The organism is Halarcobacter mediterraneus (assembly GCF_004116625.1).
Classification (GTDB): domain Bacteria; phylum Campylobacterota; class Campylobacteria; order Campylobacterales; family Arcobacteraceae; genus Halarcobacter; species Halarcobacter mediterraneus.
Map to the genome: position 1 here is coordinate 181,446 of NZ_NXIE01000003.1, position 16,108 is coordinate 197,553.

Below are 16,108 nucleotides of genomic sequence, written 5' to 3' on the forward strand. Positions count from 1 at the left end.
TTAATATAGTGTTATATATGGACTTTTATCTGTTGATCCGCGAACTTGAGAGATAAAAGTCCATATATAACTCTATTACAAAGGTAGTCCACATGTCAACTAAAATTGATGTTGACAAACTTGATTTTGCTTTTCAACCAATTGTAAATACTCATACAGGAAAAATTTTTGCTGTAGAGGCTCTTATTAGAAATACAGAAGAATTAGGTTTCTCTTCAATTCAAGACTTCTTCGATAAATTATCACAAAAAAATATTTTATTTAGTATGGATATTATACTAAGAAAAAAAGCAGTTAAAAAATTCAAGAAAATAGATATTCATAATCTAAAACTATTTTATAATGTAGATAATAGGTTTTTTGCTATGCCTGATTTTAAAATAGGGGAAACCTCTAAAATATTAGAAAAAAATCAACTTGATAAAGATTCTGTATGTTTTGAAATAACAGAACATAGTTCCCTAAAAGATGATGAACTTATAAAGCATATAGTAAGTGTATATAAAGCAAATAATTTTAATATTGCAATTGATGACTTTGGAACAGGAGTTTCTGGACTTCATTTATTATACTTGTCTGAAACAAACTTTATAAAAATTGATAAATTTTTTGTAGAAGGAATAAATAAAGATGCAAAGAAAAGACTTTTTTGTGCTTCTATAGTAGAAATGGCTCATACTTTAGGAATAAAAGTAATTGCTGTAGGAGTGGAAACTTCAGGAGAATATTACTCATGTAAAGAAATAAAAATTGACTATATTCAAGGTTTTATTGTCTCAAAACCTATTTTAGATATAAGAAAAATAAAAAAGTCATACTCTAAAGAAAATATGTTTACAAAAGACAGAAGAGTTTCACATAATAACTTTATTGATAAATCATTTATTGATAAAATTGATCCTTTGAATGTAAGTACTAGCTTACATGAATTGTTTGTATATTTTAAAGAGCACACTTTAAATACCTTTGTTCCAATTGTAGATGATAATAAAAAAATTTTAGGAGCAATATATGAAGTTGATATAAAAGAGATTTCATACTCACAATATGGTTTATCATTAGCTAAAAATGACTCTTTTAAAGCAAAACTAAAAAATTATATTAAACCCGTATTAGAAATTGATATTACTTGGGGAATAGATAAAGCCTTAGAAATATTTAATATGAGAAGTGATTCCCAAGGTATTTTTGTAAGTAAAGACTCAAAATACTATGGCTTTATAAACTTAAATAACCTACTAAGCCTATCATATAAAAGAAATTTAGAAATTGCACAAAATCAAAACCCTTTAACAAAGTTACCAGGTAATAATCAAATTGATAGTTTTATATTAAATGCCTTTGAAAAAAAAATTCATACACAAATAGTTTATTTTGACTTCAATGACTTTAAACCTTTTAATGACACATATGGTTTTAGACAAGGAGATAGAGCAATTTTAATGTTCTCCGAAATTTTACAAAAAAATATCTCAAATGAAAACTTCATAGCTCATATTGGTGGAGATGATTTTTTTGTTGCTTTTACAAATAGTAATTATGAAGAAGTTCATAAAATAATCCATAATATTCAAGAGGAATTCAGAATAAATGCTTCAAGTTTATATAATGAAAAAGATATTTTAAATGGATATATGACCTCTAAAGATAGATTTGGAGTAAGTAGAAACTTTAATCTACTTTCTGTTTGTGCTGCAATAATTGAAGTTTCACATAAAAGCACACAAAATATATTTAACTCAAAACTCGGAGAGATTAAAAAACTTTCAAAACAATACTCTTATCCTTATGGTAGCTGTATTTGCATGTAACCAGACTGTAACTAATCAACTGTAAAATTACGAAAATTTAATACAAAGGTTGGATTTGCATTCATTTGAGTCTAAAAATAAATCAACTGTAATGAAAGAAAATCTCATAAAAACAGCATTGATTGTAGCTTCTACCATATCAATACTTACTACTTTTGGGATTCTTTTTTCAATACTATTTGAAGCAATTTCGTTCTTTGAGCTAAGAAGTTTTTGGTACTTCTTAACAGGAACAGAATGGTCACCGGGAATACCAGGAAGTAAATTTGGAGCAGTACCTATTTTTGCAGGTACACTTATGATTACTTTTATTGCAATGGCTGTTGCTTTACCTATTGGATTAGGTAGTGCTATTTTTATGAGTGAGTATGCCTCTCATAGAACAAGATCATACCTAAAACCTGTCTTAGAAATTCTTGCTGGAATACCTACTGTTGTTTATGGTTTCTTTGCTGCAATAACAGTTGCTCCTTTAATTGTAAAAGGTGCTGCATTTTTTGGCTTAGAAGCTACCTTCAACTCTGCTTTAGCTTCTGGAGTTGTTATGGGGATTATGATCATTCCTGTAATTTCATCTTTATCAGATGATGTAATTAAAGCTGTTCCAGATAGTCAAAGAAAAGCTTCATTAGGCTTAGGAATGACACAAGGTGAAACAATTAAGAACATTGTACTTCCATCTGCTTTACCAGGTATTATTTCTGCAACACTATTAGGTTTTTCAAAAGCAATTGGAGAGACAATGATTGTTGTTATGGCAGCAGGGTTAAGACCAAACCTTTCAATTAACCCTTTAGAAGATATGACTACAGTTACGGTTAGAATCGTAGATGCCTTAGTAGGAGACCAAGCTTTCAATTCTCCGGAAACATTAGTTGCATTTGCATTAGGATTGGCATTATTTGTAGTAACTCTAGCTTTAAATATTGTTTCTCTATCTTTGATTAGAAAATTTAAAGAAAAGTACAAGGTAAATACATTATGATTAAGAAAAAGAACAAAAATAAAAATAATCCTTTTTATGATCCAACGTTAACAAAAAGACATAGAAGTTCAAAAAGATTTAAAACATTTACTTTAGCTTCTTTAGTTTTTTCAATTGCTTTTTTAGTTTTTTTCTTATTTGATATTATAGGAAAAGGAACTCCTGCTTTTGAGCAAGCATATGTAAATGTAGAAGTAACATATAATGAAGCCTCAAAAAAAAGTTATAGAAAAGCAATTGATAAAAAATATACTAGGATTGTTTCTAGAGCTTGGTTAAGAACTGTTCCAATGTTAATTGAAGAGAACCCAGAACTTATGGGGAAAACTATCAAAACTTGGGTTCTAGCTGATGACCAAGTAGACCAATACTTAAAAGGTCACTATTTTAAGTTAAAAAGAAAAGATAGAGCTTTAATTGATGAAATGAAAGCTTATGGTGATGCTGAATTAAAATTTAATACAATTTTCTTTACAAATGGGGACTCAAAAACACCTGAATTTGCAGGTTTAAACTCAGCAATAATAGGTTCTATTTTAACTTTGATTATAACAATGCTTGTTGCCTTTCCAATAGGTGTAATGACAGCTGTTTATTTAGAAGAGTTTGCCGATGATAATAAATTCACACAAACAATTGAAGTTAATATTAATAACTTAGCAGCTATTCCTTCAATCTTATTTGGTTTATTAGGTCTTGCAATATTTATTAATCTATTTGGATTACCTAGATCCTCACCTCTTGTAGGGGGTCTTACATTAGCTCTTATGACCCTACCAATTATTATTGTAAGTTCAAGAGCAGCACTAAGAGCAGTTCCTGATTCTATTAGACAAGCAGGTTATGGTTTAGGTCTAACTAAAATTGAAGTTACAAGAGACCATGTTTTACCATTAGCATTCCCTGGGATTTTGACTGGTTCAATTATAGGTTTAGCACAAGCTATGGGAGAAACAGCACCATTAATTATTATTGGTATGATTGCATTTATTCCAGATGCACCTGGCTCTATAATGGAAGCAGCTACAGTTATGCCTGCACAATTATTTACATGGGCTGGGATGCCAGAGAGAATGTATATAGAAAAAACTGCTGCTGGAATTATGGTATTACTAACGATTTTGATTTCTCTAAATGCATTAGCAATATACCTTAGAAAAAAATATGAAGTAAAATGGTAAAAAAGAAGAAGTTTAAGGAAAATAATAAAATGGCAAATGAAAATAAAATAAAAGTAGATGTAAATGAATTAAATTTATGGTATGGAAGTAACCATGCCCTTCATAGTATTTCAGTTCCTTTATATGAAAATAAAATCACAGCTTTAATTGGACCTTCTGGATGTGGAAAGTCTACATTCTTAAGATGTTTAAATAGAATGAATGACTTAATTTCAAGTGTTAAGATTGATGGTTCTGTTGTAATTGATAATAAAAATATTTATGATAAAGATGTTGATGAAGTAAGTGTTAGAAAAAGAGTTGGGATGGTTTTTCAACAACCAAATCCTTTTCCTAAATCTATTTATGACAATGTTGCTTATGCACCTTTAAAACATAATCAAGTAAAAAAAGGCAAAGCGTGTGATGAATTAGTAGAAAAATCATTAAGAGATGCAGGACTTTGGGAAGAAGTAAAAGATAAATTAAATGAACCAGGAACATCACTTTCAGGTGGACAGCAACAAAGACTTTGTATTGCAAGAACAATTGCAGTTAAACCTGAAATTATTTTAATGGATGAACCAACATCAGCTTTAGATCCTATTTCAACAGAAAAAATTGAAGCTTTGATGTTAGAGTTAAAAAAGCAGTATACAATAATAACTGTAACTCATAATATGCAACAGGCAGCTAGAGTTGCTGATTATACTGCATTTTTCCACCTTGGAAAACTTATTGAATATGATGAAACAGAAACAATTTTCGTAAATCCATCAAACAAAAAAACAGAAGATTATATTACAGGAAGGTTTGGGTAATGTTAAAACCATATATAGAGAATATTAACAAAATAAAAGAAGAAATAACAAATATAGGAGAAGAGATTTCACATGCAAATAAAATTTCTTTGTCTGCCTTAAAAGAAAATGATTCATCAATGTTAAAAGATGTTAACTTATCAATGAAGAAACTATCATCAAAGTCAACTGAAATTGATAACTTAATAGTTAAAACATTAGCATTATATTCACCAGAAGCAAAAGACTTAAGAGAAATGGTTTCTTTTTTAAAAATTACCAATGAACTAATGAGAGCAGCTGCATATTCAAAAGCTTTTGCAAAATCTTTTAGAAAAGCTTTTTCTCCTGAATTAGATGCAGAAGCAATTTTAGAATATGCAATTCCTTTACTAAAATCATCTAACTTAGCTTTATACACGGCTATTGAAATGGTTAAAGAAGATGATGAAAAACTTATTGAAGAAAAGTTCAATAGAGTTTTAGTTGAAGATAGTAAAACAGATGATTTATATGCAATGATAGAAAAAAATATTTTAAAACTTATCACTAAAAATATTGAATTATCAAAAGACTATTTTGAAGTACTAAGTTCCTTAAGAAAACTAGAAAAAGTTTCAGGAAGAGCAAGCTCAATTGCAAACTTATTAGTTTTTGCTGAAGTTGGTGGAGATTTAGAAAACACTTGATTTTTATGAAATTAATTGAAAATATAAAAAAATATTTCAGTTCAAACTATGAAGTTTTAGCTGCAGTTATTATTTTTATAATAGTAATTGTTGCTAAACTTGAATTCTACAAAACAATCATTTTAATGCTTGAATTCATTGTACTAATGGAAGTAGCTAAAATGATTTCAGACTTTATAAAAAAAGAAAAACTTAGACTTCGATTTGTTATTGATATCTTTATTATCTTTTTAATTCGTGATGTGATTATTTACACTTCTCATACAAATAAAGACTATTTTACTATTATCTTTTTACTTTTTGTGATTTTTATATTCTTTATTTTTAGAATATTAGCTATAAAATACTCTCCAGGAATTGTAAAACCACAAAAAGAAAATAATAAAGAAGATTAAAATGCATAATAAATTAGTACTAATCGTTGAAGATGAAGAAGATATCTTAGAATTATTAGAATATACTTTACAAAAAGAGTCTTATGACACTATAGGTTTTTTAAACGTAAATGAAAAATTAGAAAAAGTTTTAGATGAGGAAAGTATTGATCTTATTTTAATGGATAGAAACCTTCCAGGAATTGATGGAACTGAATTTATTAATAATATTAGAAAAAAAGGTCACAACTGCCCAGTAATATATCTTACAGCAAAAGATAAGGACGAAGATATTCTAGAAGGATTTGAGTCTCACGCAGATGATTATATTACAAAACCATTTAATATAAAAGAGTTATTAGCAAGAATTAAAGCTGTTATAAAAAGAAGCTCAAAAGATATTAATATTTTAAAAGTAAGAGATATTACTTATAAAGCATCAAATAAAAAGTTCTATATTGATTCAAATGAAATAGAGCTTACTCATTTAGAACATGACTTGCTACTAGAGTTTATAAAAAACAAAGATATTCTCATGTCAAGAGAACACCTATTAGAAGCTGTTTGGGAAGACTCTTATGATAAAAAATTAAAAACAGTAAATGTTGCAATAAAAAGATTGAAAGCAAAAATTGATCCTCACAATGAAAAAGAATATATTAAATCAATTAGAGGAGAAGGTTACTTGTTTTGTTAAAAATACACCAAGTCTTTTTAAGAGCATTCTCTGTAATTTTTTTATTAATATTAATAATAATTTCAACTACTACTTATTTTTGGTCAAAAAATGTCTACTTAAATCAGATAGAAAAAAATTTGTCTCAAAATATAGACTCATTATCTTTAAGTCTAAATTCCTTTGATAATATTGAATATATAATTAAAACATTTAAAGCAAAAACAGGACTTAGAATTACAATAATAAATGAAAAAGGAGTTGTAATTGCAGATAGTGATAGAGATATTAAAGCCATGGGAAACCACTCTACAAGATATGAAATTATTCATGCAAAATATGAAGGATATGGAAAAAAGATTAGATATTCAAATACTTTAAAAGAAGAACTTTTATATGTAGCAAAAAAAATTGTTATTGATGATGAAATATACTTCTTAAGACTTGCTGATTATACAGCAAAAATCATAGAAAACTTTTCAAAATTATCTTTTCAGATTATAGGATTTATTTCTTTGTTTATAATTTTTGCTTTTATAATAACTTATTTAATAAGTATTAAAATTAGGAATGAAACAAATGCCATTTTAGGGTATTTAATTGAATTAAGTAATAAAAAACCAACTTCAAATATTTATTCAGACTTTTCAGAAGAGTTTTATAAAATAACAAGACTCCTAAATAAAGTAGCTTCAAAACTTGCAAAAAGAGAAAAACAAAAATCAAAACAAACAGCTAAACTAAAACTTGCAAATAAACAAAAAGATGAAATAATTTCAGCAATTTCCCATGAATTTAAAAACCCTATTGCAGTAATTACAGGATACAGTGAAACTATGATAGGTGACCAAGATTTGCCAGAAGCCATGAAAGAAAAATTTTTAAAAAAAATTCAGTCAAATGGTATTAAAATGAGTAGAATTATTGATAAACTAAGACTGTCATTAAAACTTGAAGAAGGGAAACAAGAAATTTTAACTACAAACTGTTCTATAAAAGAACTTTGTAAAAAAGTTATCTATGATTTAACTGACAAGTATCCAAAGAGAGAAATTATTTTAAAAGAAAATGAAGACTTTAAGATAAATGTTGATGAAACTCTTTTTTTAATGGCTCTAGAAAATCTCGTAGAAAATGCTTTAAAATATTCAGAAGATGAAGTTTTTATAGAATATAATGAAAATTGTATTCAGATAATTGATCAAGGAATAGGAATAGAAGAAAAAGATTTAAAAAGAATTAATCAAAAGTTTTATAGAGTATCCCAAAATGGGTGGAACAACTCTCTAGGTTTAGGTCTTTTTATAGTAAATTCAATTATTAAATTACATGAATTCCATCTTGAGGTTGAAAGTGTAGAAGAAAAAGGTTCTAAATTTATAATAAAATATTAAAAATTACTTAATTTAAGTTTATATTAAGTATCTATACACTATTATTCCACCTCATTAACAAAATCGGAGAAAATAAATGAAATTTACTCAAATGGCAAAAGCTAACGAAATCGAAAGAGATTGGATTGTAGTTGATGCAACTGATAAAGTCTTTGGTAGAATTATTACTGAAGTTGCAACACTATTAAGAGGGAAACATAAACCTAGCTATACTCCAAATGTAGATTGTGGAGACAATGTAATTATCATCAATGCTTCAAAAGCAAAGTTCACTGGAGCTAAATTAGAAGATAAAAACTATTATACTCACTCAGGATACTTTGGAAGCACTAAGACACATAAGATGTCTGATATGTTAGAAAAAAACCCTGAAAAACTATATAAATTAGCAACTAGAGGTATGCTTCCAAAAACAAAACTTGGAAAAACAATGCTAAAAAAATTAAAAGTATACGCAGGTAGCGAGCACCCACACACTGCGCAAATTAAAGGATAAGACTAATGGCAAAAGTATATGCAACTGGAAGAAGAAAATCTGCTATAGCAAAAGTATGGTTAGAAAACGGAAATGGACAACTTACAATCAATGGTCAAACTTTAGACGCGTGGTTAGGTGGACATGAAGCAATCAAAAAAAGAGTTATGCAACCTCTAGAAGTATCTAAACAAGATGGTTCTGTAAATATTGTAGTAAAAACTCTTGGTGGTGGATATTCTGCACAAGCTGATGCTGTTAAACATGGTATTTCAAGAGCTTTAGTTGCTTATGATGAGCAATTCAGAGCAATCTTAAAACCTTATGGATTATTAACTAGAGATGCAAGATCTGTAGAAAGAAAGAAATACGGAAAGAAAAAAGCAAGAAAATCTACACAGTTCTCAAAAAGATAATCAACTCAGAATTTCTTTTACAAAACTGTACAAGTTTTTATCAAGGTGGGAAGAATTTTCTTCTCACCTTTTTTTATAAATAATTAAATAAACTGCTAGTACTTTACTTAAATCCTTTCATAAAAAAGATGTATAAATTATGTTTTATATAATTAAGATATAATTTTTCCATGAAAAAACTATATCTATTTTTAATTTTAAATTTATTTGTAATAAATGTCCTAGCAAGAACATTAAACCTTTCAATGACTTCAAGTCCAAGTAGATTAAACCCTATTCTATCAAATGATACTGCAAGTTCAGAAATAAGCTCATGGCTTTTTAATGGTTTATTTAAATATGATAAAGATGGTAATATTGTTAAAGATATTGCAAGTTCATATAAGTTTGAAAGTGATACAAAATTAATTATTACTTTAAGAAAAGATGCCTATTGGCATGATAATAAAAAAGTTACAGCCCATGATGTAGTTTTCACTTATGAAAAAGTTATAGACCCTAAAGTTTTTAATTCTATTGTTTCAAATTTTAAGAAAGTAAAAAGTGTAAAGGCAATTGATAATTATACAGTTGAAATAATATATAAAGAACCCTACTTTAAAGCCTTACAAATTTGGTTAATAGGACTTTTACCAAAACATATTCTAAAAGATGAAAAAAATCTAATGACAAGCTCTTTTAATAAAAACCCAATAGGAAATGGTCCTTATATTCTTGATTCATTTAAAAATTCCTCAGATATAATACTTACTGCAAATGAAAATTTTTATGAAGGAAAACCTAAAATAAATAGAGTTTATTATAAATTTATTCCTAGTTCAGATACTGTATTCTTAATGCTTAAAGAAAATAAGTTAGATGTAGGATCTTTAACTCCATTACAACTAGATAGACAAATATCTGAAGATTTTAAAAAAGATTTTCAAATAGTTGAATCTCAAAGTTTTTCTTATGATTACTTAGGTTTTAATTTAAGAAATAAAAAGTTTCAAAATAAAAAAGTCAGGCAAGCTTTATCTTTAGGAATAAATAGACAAGAAATGGTAGATATATTATTTTTTGGACATGGAAAAATTTGTAATGGTCCTTTTTTACCAGGAAGTTTTGTTTATAATGAAAAAGTTAAACAAACAAATCAGAACTTAGAAGAAGCAAAAAAACTTTTAAAAGAAGCAGGATATGATAAGAATAATCCTTTTTCCTTTGAAATCACAACAAATACAGGAAATGAAACTAGACTAAATGCAGCCTTAATAATCCAATATCAACTTGCAAAAATTGGAGTTGATGTAAAAATAAAAGTAATGGAATGGCAAGCTTTTTTAAATACTATTGTTCATCCAAGAAAATTTGAAGCAATACTTTTAGGCTGGGCATTAACTCTGATGCCTGATGCTTATCCTCTTTGGCATACTAACTCTGATAGATTAGGAGGTTTTAATTTAACAGGTTATAGAAATAAAAAAGTTGACACTCTTATTGAAGATGCTTCAAGTATAGTTGAACAAGATGAATTTGCAAAAAAATATAAACAAATTTTCAAAACTATTGCAGAAGATTTACCCTATTTATTTTTATATATTCCAAACTCGATTACAGTTGTAAACTCTAAAATAAAAAACATTGAACCTGCATTTACAGGAATAAGACATAACCAAGAAAATTGGATAAAACCATAAGAATTAATTTCTTTATTAAATAGTATTATAAAGATTAATATACTATATTGAAAAAAATTACCATAGGAATATTTTAGTGGAAAAAATTATACTTTTTGATTTAGATGGAACATTAATAGACTCAACAGATGCTATTATCTCAACCTTTCATCACTCTTTTAAGGAATTAGATTATAACTTTACAGGAACAGACAATGATATAAAATCATTAATAGGCTACCCTTTAGATATTATGTATCAAGAATTAGGAATAGAAAAAAATCTTGTAGAGGATTATATAGATTCTTATAAAAATAGATATAGACAAATTTCAAGACAACAAACTGAATTATTGGATTTTGCAAAAGAGGCTGTTGAATTAGCAAATACTTTTGCTAGACTTTCTGTTGTAACAACAAAGACAGGTCTTTATAGTCAAGAATTATTAGAACATATGAATATCATGAAATATTTTGAACATATCACAGGAAGAGAACATGTTAAGTATCCAAAACCTCATCCAGAACCAATTCATAGAACTTTAGATTTAATGAATATCAAACAAACTTGTAATATATGGATGGTAGGAGATACTGAACTTGACTTATTGGCAGCTCAAAGTGCAGGAATAAATTGCGTTGGTGTCTTATGTGGTTATGGAGAAGAAGAAACATTAAAACAACATACTCCATATATTGCAGAGAATTCTTTTGAAGCAGTAAAATTAATACAAGAATTATAAATTTTATAATCACTTATTTAGCTTATTTATAAATCTAAACTTATTAAATAAGACTTCATGTATGTTTAAGTCATAATTAATTATTATCTACAATATATAACATTGAATTATAAGGATAACTAATGACTAAGCAATTTGCCACAATGGATGGAAATGAAGCGGCGGCATATGTATCATATGCTTTCACTGAAGTAGCAGGAGTTTATCCAATAACCCCCTCTTCTCAAATGGGAGACAATGTAGAAAAATGGGCTACGCAAGGGAAAAAAAACTTATTTGGCTCAACTGTAAAAGTAATTGAAATGCAAAGTGAAGCTGGAGCAGCAGGAACATTTCATGGTTCTTTACAAGTGGGAGCACTTACTAGTACCTATACAGCTTCTCAAGGTTTATTACTTAAAATTCCAAATATGTATAAAGTTGCGGGACAATTATTACCTGGAGTTATACATGTAAGTGCTAGATCTTTAGCAACTCATGCCCTTTCTATCTTTGGAGACCATCAAGATGTAATGAGTACAAGAGCAACTGGATTTGCAATGCTTGCAACTGGTTCAGTACAAGAAGTAATGGATTTAGCAGGTGTTGCCCATCTTAGTGCAATAAAAGGTAGAGTTCCCTTTTTACATTTTTTTGATGGATTTAGAACATCACACGAAATAAATAAAATTGAAGTAATGCCTTATGACGAATTTGATAAGCTACTTGATTATGATGCTGTACAAAAATTTAGAGATACTTCCTTAAATCCTGAATCTCCTATAACTAGAGGAACAGCACAAAATGATGATGTCTATTTCCAAGGAAGAGAAGCAGCAAATAGATATTATGATGCCCTTCCAGATATTGTAAATAATTATATGATAGAAATATCAAAAATAACAGGAAGAACTTATGCTCCATTTACTTATTATGGAGATGAGGAAGCAACAGATATTATTGTTGCAATGGGTTCTGTAACAGAAGCAATTAGAGAAACAATTGACTATTTAAGAGAACAAGAAAATAGAAAAGTAGGTCTTCTTGCAGTACATCTATACAGACCTTTTTCAGCAAAGTATTTTATGGAAGCTTTACCAAATAGTGTAGAAAGAATCTGTGTTATTGATAGAACTAAAGAACCAGGAAGTTTAGGAGAACCTTTATACCTTGATGTAAAAGCACTTTTTTATGGACAAGAAAAGCAGCCAAAAATTATTGGAGGAAGATATGGTCTTTCATCAAAAGATGTACCCCCAAATCAGATAATAGCGATTTATGATAATCTAGCAAAATCTGATTCAAAGGATAATTTTACAGTAGGTATTATAGATGATGTTACAAATACTTCAATTGAAGTTAAAGAAAATATTTCAGTAGTTGAAGATGTAACAGAATGCCTTTTTTATGGTTTAGGTGCAGATGGTACTGTTGGAGCTAATAAAAACTCAGTAAAAATTATTGGAGATAAAACAGACCTTTATGCACAAGCATATTTTGCATATGACTCTAAAAAATCTGGTGGATATACTAGATCAAATCTTAGGTTTAGTAAAAACCCAATTAGGTCAACCTATTTAGTTTTAAATCCAAGTTTTATTGCCTGTTCAAAAGAAGTATATTTAGAACAATATGAAGTTATTGATAAACTAAAAAATAATGGTACCTTTCTTTTAAACTCTATTTATTCAAAAGAAGAATTAATCAATAAAATACCTAATAGAGTAAAAAAACTTTTAGCTCAAAAAAATGCTAAATTTTATATCATAAATGCAACAAAACTAGCTCGAGATATTGGACTAGGGACAAGAACAAACACTATTATGCAAGCAGCCTTTTTTAAACTTGCAAATATAATTCCTTATGAAGAAGCAAAAGAGCATATGAAAGAGTATGCTAAAAAAGCATATGGAAACAAAGGTGAAGAAATAGTCAAAATGAATTACCTTGCTATTGATTCAGGAGAACATGGAGTTGAAGAAATAGAAGTTAATAAAGCTTGGGCCAAACTAGAAACACAAGAGCTTAATTTAGACTCTAAATATAAAGGTTCTAATTATGTAGAAAACTTTGCAAAAATTGTAAATGCTGCAAAAGGAGATGAAATTCCTGTTTCAACAATAGTTAACCTTGGTATGGAATGTGGTACCTTCGAAAATGCTTCAACTCAATTTGAAAAAAGAGGGATTGCAACAATGGTTCCCCAATGGAATGAAGATACCTGTATTCAATGTAACCAATGTGCCTTTGAATGTCCCCATGCAGTTATTAGACCCTTTTTAATGGATGAAGAAGAATTTAATAATGCACCACAAACAGTAAAAGAGCACAGCCTTGATGCAAAAGGGAAAGGAATAAAAGAAGAAAACTTAAAATATAAAATTCAAGTTTCAATTTTGGACTGTACAGGCTGTAATGTTTGTGTAGATATATGTCCAACAAAAGAAAAATCTCTTAAAATGGTTCCTTTTACAGTTGAAGAAAATAATAAGGAACAAGAAAATGCAGATTATTTATTTAATGATGTTTCATATAAAGACTATTTAGTTGAAAAAAACAATGTAAAAAATTCTCAGTTTGCACAACCTCTTTTTGAGTTTCATTCAGCTTGTCCAGGATGTGGAGAAACACCATATATTACCCTAGCTACACAACTGTTTGGAGAAAGAATGATGATAGCAAATGCTACAGGATGTTCTTCTATTTATTCAGCTTCAGCTCCTTCAACACCTTATACAAAAAATGCAAAAGGAGAAGGACCAGCTTGGGCAAACTCTTTATTTGAAGATAATGCTGAGTTTGGTTATGGAATGTATGCCGCAATAGAAACATTAAGAAACTCAATTGCTAGAATTATGGATGAAACTATGCAAGAAGTTTCTAATCCTTTAAAAGTTTTATATAAAGAATGGCTAGAAAATAGAAATGATGGAGTAAAAACACAAGAAATAAGAGATAAGTTAGTTCCACAATTAGAACAAAATTTAGATTTACCTGGAGTAAAAAAGATATTAGACCTTAAAAAATACATTGTAAAAAAATCTCAATGGATGATAGGAGGAGATGGTTGGGCATATGATATTGGATATGGAGGACTTGACCATGTTCTTGCAACAGGAGAAAATGTAAATGTATTAGTGGTAGATACAGAAGTTTACTCTAATACAGGAGGACAATCATCAAAATCTGCAAGAACAGGTTCTATTGCAGACTTTACAAATGATGGAAAACTTAATAAGAAAAAAGATTTAGGTTATATTTCAATGACATATGGAAATATTTTTGTAGCTCAGATTAATTCAAGAGCAAATCAAAAACACGCTGTTCAAGCAATGAAAGAAGCAGAAGAATATGAAGGACCTTCTTTAATTATCGCTTATTCACCATGTATCGCCCATGGAATTCAAGGGGGATTGATGAAATCTGTAGAACATGGGGCTTTAGCCACAGACTGTGGTTACTGGCCAATATATACTTTTGATCCAAGAAAAATTGACCAAGGACAAAATCCAATTAAGATTTCTGGTAAAAAACCAAATTGGGAAAGTTATGAAGAATTTTTAATGAAAGAAAATAGATATAGATCTTTAAAAAAACTTAACCCTGAACATGCTGATTTTTTACTTGAACAAAACAAAAAAGATGCTCAATATAGATATAGACAAATCACAAGATGGGCTTCATTAGATTATAGTGATGAGTTAGAAAATGAAGAGGAAAAGTAATCACATATATATAAAATATACAATTTAAACAGGTATACTCTTTTTTTATTTGTTATACTTTTTATAAAAAGGTTTTACAATAATGAGTTTATTTAATATAGAAATACTAGAAAATATTAAGAATCAGAATTTAAAAAAAGAGTATATAGATAATCTAAAAAATAACTTAGTATCTAAAGAAAACATTCAAGAAACAAAAAATAGCCTACTCTTAAAAAAATGTCATTTAAATACTTTATTAAAATATGATGTTTCATTAGAATTTATAGATAATAAAATCAAAGTAAAAGCAGAATTATACGATACTTTGATTCTTACTGTATTGGTTATATTAAGTATTTTATTTACTTATGGAGTAGGTGTCATTCTTATCATTGTTTTTACTTATTTCCAAAAAAGAAAGGCCTCAAAATATCTAAAAACTACTATTTTAATGGAATAATTTTAAAAAGTTATATTTTTTAAACAGTTTATTTGTATAAAAATAAATTTATTCTGATATATTTATATCATGTTTTAAGAGTTAGCAGTTCTCTTAAGATTTTTTAATCATATCAAATAGAAGAACCTATTTAAACACTCCTAAGTTGACATCGTCCTTCAATAAACTATTTGATATGATTTACTTCTTTATACTAATTTTCAATTCAAGTTTATTTAGATAAAATCCAAAATAATTATAAAAAAAGGTTTACAAAATGCCATTATTAGATAGTTTTAGAGTTGATCATACGATTATGCCAGCACCTGCTGTAAGAGTTGCCAAAACAATGAAGTCACCATCTGGTGATATTATCACAGTATTTGATTTAAGATTCTGTGTTCCAAATGAAAAAATGTTAGGGGAAAAAGGTATTCATACTTTAGAACATCTTTTTGCAGGATTTATTAGAGAACATTTAAATTCTGATTCAGTAGAAATCATTGATGTTTCTCCTATGGGTTGTAGAACTGGTTTTTATATGAGCCTATTAGGAAACCCTTCAGAAGAAGAAGTTGCAAAAGCATGGAAAGAATCAATGAAAGATGTTTTAAATGTTCAGTCACAAAATGATATTCCAGAATTAAATGAATTCCAATGTGGTACATATAAAATGCACTCATTAGAAGAAGCAAAACAAATTGCACAAGATATTTTAGACCAAAATATTGGTGTAATGTCAAATAAAGAATTATATCTTTCAGAAGAAAAATTAAACTCTTTAGGTAACTAAGCCTTTGGCT

At 28.1% G+C, this 16,108-nt stretch carries 15 protein-coding genes; all 15 read left to right on the plus strand.

Translation table 11 applies throughout. The features are described from left to right. Positions 1 to 92 precede the first annotated feature (92 nt). The 15 genes from CP965_RS08370 to luxS all read left to right on the plus strand — a co-directional run bounded on the left by CP965_RS08370 (position 93) and on the right by luxS (position 16,098). Positions 93 to 1,811 carry a GGDEF domain-containing protein gene (locus CP965_RS08370; protein ID WP_129061640.1) on the plus strand — a complete coding sequence of 573 codons (1,719 nt, stop codon included), beginning with the start codon at positions 93 to 95 and terminating at the stop codon, positions 1,809 to 1,811. A 91-nt stretch (positions 1,812 to 1,902) separates the two neighbouring features. Further along, positions 1,903 to 2,796 (plus strand): phosphate ABC transporter permease subunit PstC, encoded by an 894-nt coding sequence (gene pstC / locus CP965_RS08375; protein WP_129061911.1) that lies wholly within the window; start codon positions 1,903 to 1,905, stop codon positions 2,794 to 2,796. After that, the gene (gene pstA, locus CP965_RS08380; RefSeq protein WP_129061641.1) at positions 2,793 to 3,977 is read left to right on the plus strand and encodes a phosphate ABC transporter permease PstA; all 1,185 of its coding nucleotides are present in this window, start codon (positions 2,793 to 2,795) and stop codon (positions 3,975 to 3,977) included. The genes pstC and pstA overlap by 4 nt, the downstream gene beginning before the upstream one ends. A gap of 47 nt (positions 3,978 to 4,024) precedes the next feature. Beyond that, positions 4,025 to 4,777: a phosphate ABC transporter ATP-binding protein PstB gene (pstB, locus tag CP965_RS08385; protein WP_456064535.1), complete on the plus strand. Its 753-nt coding sequence runs from the start codon at positions 4,025 to 4,027 to the stop codon at positions 4,775 to 4,777. Beyond that, positions 4,777 to 5,445 (plus strand): phosphate signaling complex PhoU family protein, encoded by a 669-nt coding sequence (locus CP965_RS08390; protein WP_129061643.1) that lies wholly within the window; start codon positions 4,777 to 4,779, stop codon positions 5,443 to 5,445. The genes pstB and CP965_RS08390 overlap by 1 nt, the downstream gene beginning before the upstream one ends. A 5-nt stretch (positions 5,446 to 5,450) precedes the next feature. Beyond that, the gene (locus CP965_RS08395; protein WP_129061644.1) at positions 5,451 to 5,840 is read left to right on the plus strand and encodes a phosphate-starvation-inducible PsiE family protein; all 390 of its coding nucleotides are present in this window, start codon (positions 5,451 to 5,453) and stop codon (positions 5,838 to 5,840) included. A gap of 1 nt (position 5,841) precedes the next feature. Further along, positions 5,842 to 6,516, plus strand: coding sequence for a response regulator transcription factor (locus CP965_RS08400; RefSeq protein WP_129061645.1), 675 nt, complete (start codon positions 5,842 to 5,844; stop codon positions 6,514 to 6,516). Beyond that, positions 6,510 to 7,889: a sensor histidine kinase gene (locus CP965_RS08405; RefSeq protein ID WP_129061646.1), complete on the plus strand. Its 1,380-nt coding sequence runs from the start codon at positions 6,510 to 6,512 to the stop codon at positions 7,887 to 7,889. The genes CP965_RS08400 and CP965_RS08405 overlap by 7 nt, the downstream gene beginning before the upstream one ends. A 76-nt stretch (positions 7,890 to 7,965) precedes the next feature. Then, entirely contained in the window at positions 7,966 to 8,385 is a 420-nt protein-coding gene (rplM, locus tag CP965_RS08410) for a 50S ribosomal protein L13 (RefSeq protein ID WP_129061647.1), read from the plus strand. 5 nt (positions 8,386 to 8,390) lie between these two features. Continuing rightward, positions 8,391 to 8,780, plus strand: coding sequence for a 30S ribosomal protein S9 (rpsI, locus tag CP965_RS08415; protein WP_129061648.1), 390 nt, complete (start codon positions 8,391 to 8,393; stop codon positions 8,778 to 8,780). Positions 8,781 to 8,950: 170 nt separating this feature from the next. Next, the gene (locus CP965_RS08420; RefSeq protein WP_129061649.1) at positions 8,951 to 10,459 is read left to right on the plus strand and encodes a peptide-binding protein; all 1,509 of its coding nucleotides are present in this window, start codon (positions 8,951 to 8,953) and stop codon (positions 10,457 to 10,459) included. Positions 10,460 to 10,535: 76 nt separating this feature from the next. After that, on the plus strand, positions 10,536 to 11,180 hold the full coding sequence (locus CP965_RS08425; RefSeq protein ID WP_129061650.1) for an HAD family hydrolase: 645 nt from the start codon (positions 10,536 to 10,538) through the stop codon (positions 11,178 to 11,180). Between the two features lie 122 nt (positions 11,181 to 11,302). After that, positions 11,303 to 14,884: a pyruvate:ferredoxin (flavodoxin) oxidoreductase gene (gene nifJ / locus CP965_RS08430; RefSeq protein ID WP_129061651.1), complete on the plus strand. Its 3,582-nt coding sequence runs from the start codon at positions 11,303 to 11,305 to the stop codon at positions 14,882 to 14,884. Positions 14,885 to 14,966: 82 nt separating this feature from the next. Further along, positions 14,967 to 15,326, plus strand: a complete 360-nt coding sequence (locus CP965_RS08435; RefSeq protein ID WP_129061652.1) for a hypothetical protein — start codon at positions 14,967 to 14,969, stop codon at positions 15,324 to 15,326. A gap of 256 nt (positions 15,327 to 15,582) precedes the next feature. Continuing rightward, entirely contained in the window at positions 15,583 to 16,098 is a 516-nt protein-coding gene (gene luxS, locus CP965_RS08440) for an S-ribosylhomocysteine lyase (RefSeq protein ID WP_129061653.1), read from the plus strand. The last annotated feature ends 10 nt before the right edge of the window (positions 16,099 to 16,108 follow it).

Excerpts from the sequence above, each read along its gene's own strand:
- CP965_RS08395 (WP_129061644.1), top strand. The coding sequence starts at position 5,451 with ATGAAATTAATTGAAAATATAAAAAAATATTTCAGTTCAAACTATGAA.
- CP965_RS08400 (WP_129061645.1), top strand. The coding sequence starts at position 5,842 with ATGCATAATAAATTAGTACTAATCGTTGAAGATGAAGAAGATATCTTA.
- pstC (WP_129061911.1), top strand. The coding sequence starts at position 1,903 with ATGAAAGAAAATCTCATAAAAACAGCATTGATTGTAGCTTCTACCATA.
- nifJ (WP_129061651.1), top strand. The coding sequence starts at position 11,303 with ATGACTAAGCAATTTGCCACAATGGATGGAAATGAAGCGGCGGCATAT.
- luxS (WP_129061653.1), top strand. The coding sequence starts at position 15,583 with ATGCCATTATTAGATAGTTTTAGAGTTGATCATACGATTATGCCAGCA.
- CP965_RS08435 (WP_129061652.1), top strand. The coding sequence starts at position 14,967 with ATGAGTTTATTTAATATAGAAATACTAGAAAATATTAAGAATCAGAAT.
- CP965_RS08390 (WP_129061643.1), top strand. The coding sequence starts at position 4,777 with ATGTTAAAACCATATATAGAGAATATTAACAAAATAAAAGAAGAAATA.
- rpsI (WP_129061648.1), top strand. The coding sequence starts at position 8,391 with ATGGCAAAAGTATATGCAACTGGAAGAAGAAAATCTGCTATAGCAAAA.
- CP965_RS08370 (WP_129061640.1), top strand. The coding sequence starts at position 93 with ATGTCAACTAAAATTGATGTTGACAAACTTGATTTTGCTTTTCAACCA.
- rplM (WP_129061647.1), top strand. The coding sequence starts at position 7,966 with ATGAAATTTACTCAAATGGCAAAAGCTAACGAAATCGAAAGAGATTGG.
- pstA (WP_129061641.1), top strand. The coding sequence starts at position 2,793 with ATGATTAAGAAAAAGAACAAAAATAAAAATAATCCTTTTTATGATCCA.
- CP965_RS08420 (WP_129061649.1), top strand. The coding sequence starts at position 8,951 with ATGAAAAAACTATATCTATTTTTAATTTTAAATTTATTTGTAATAAAT.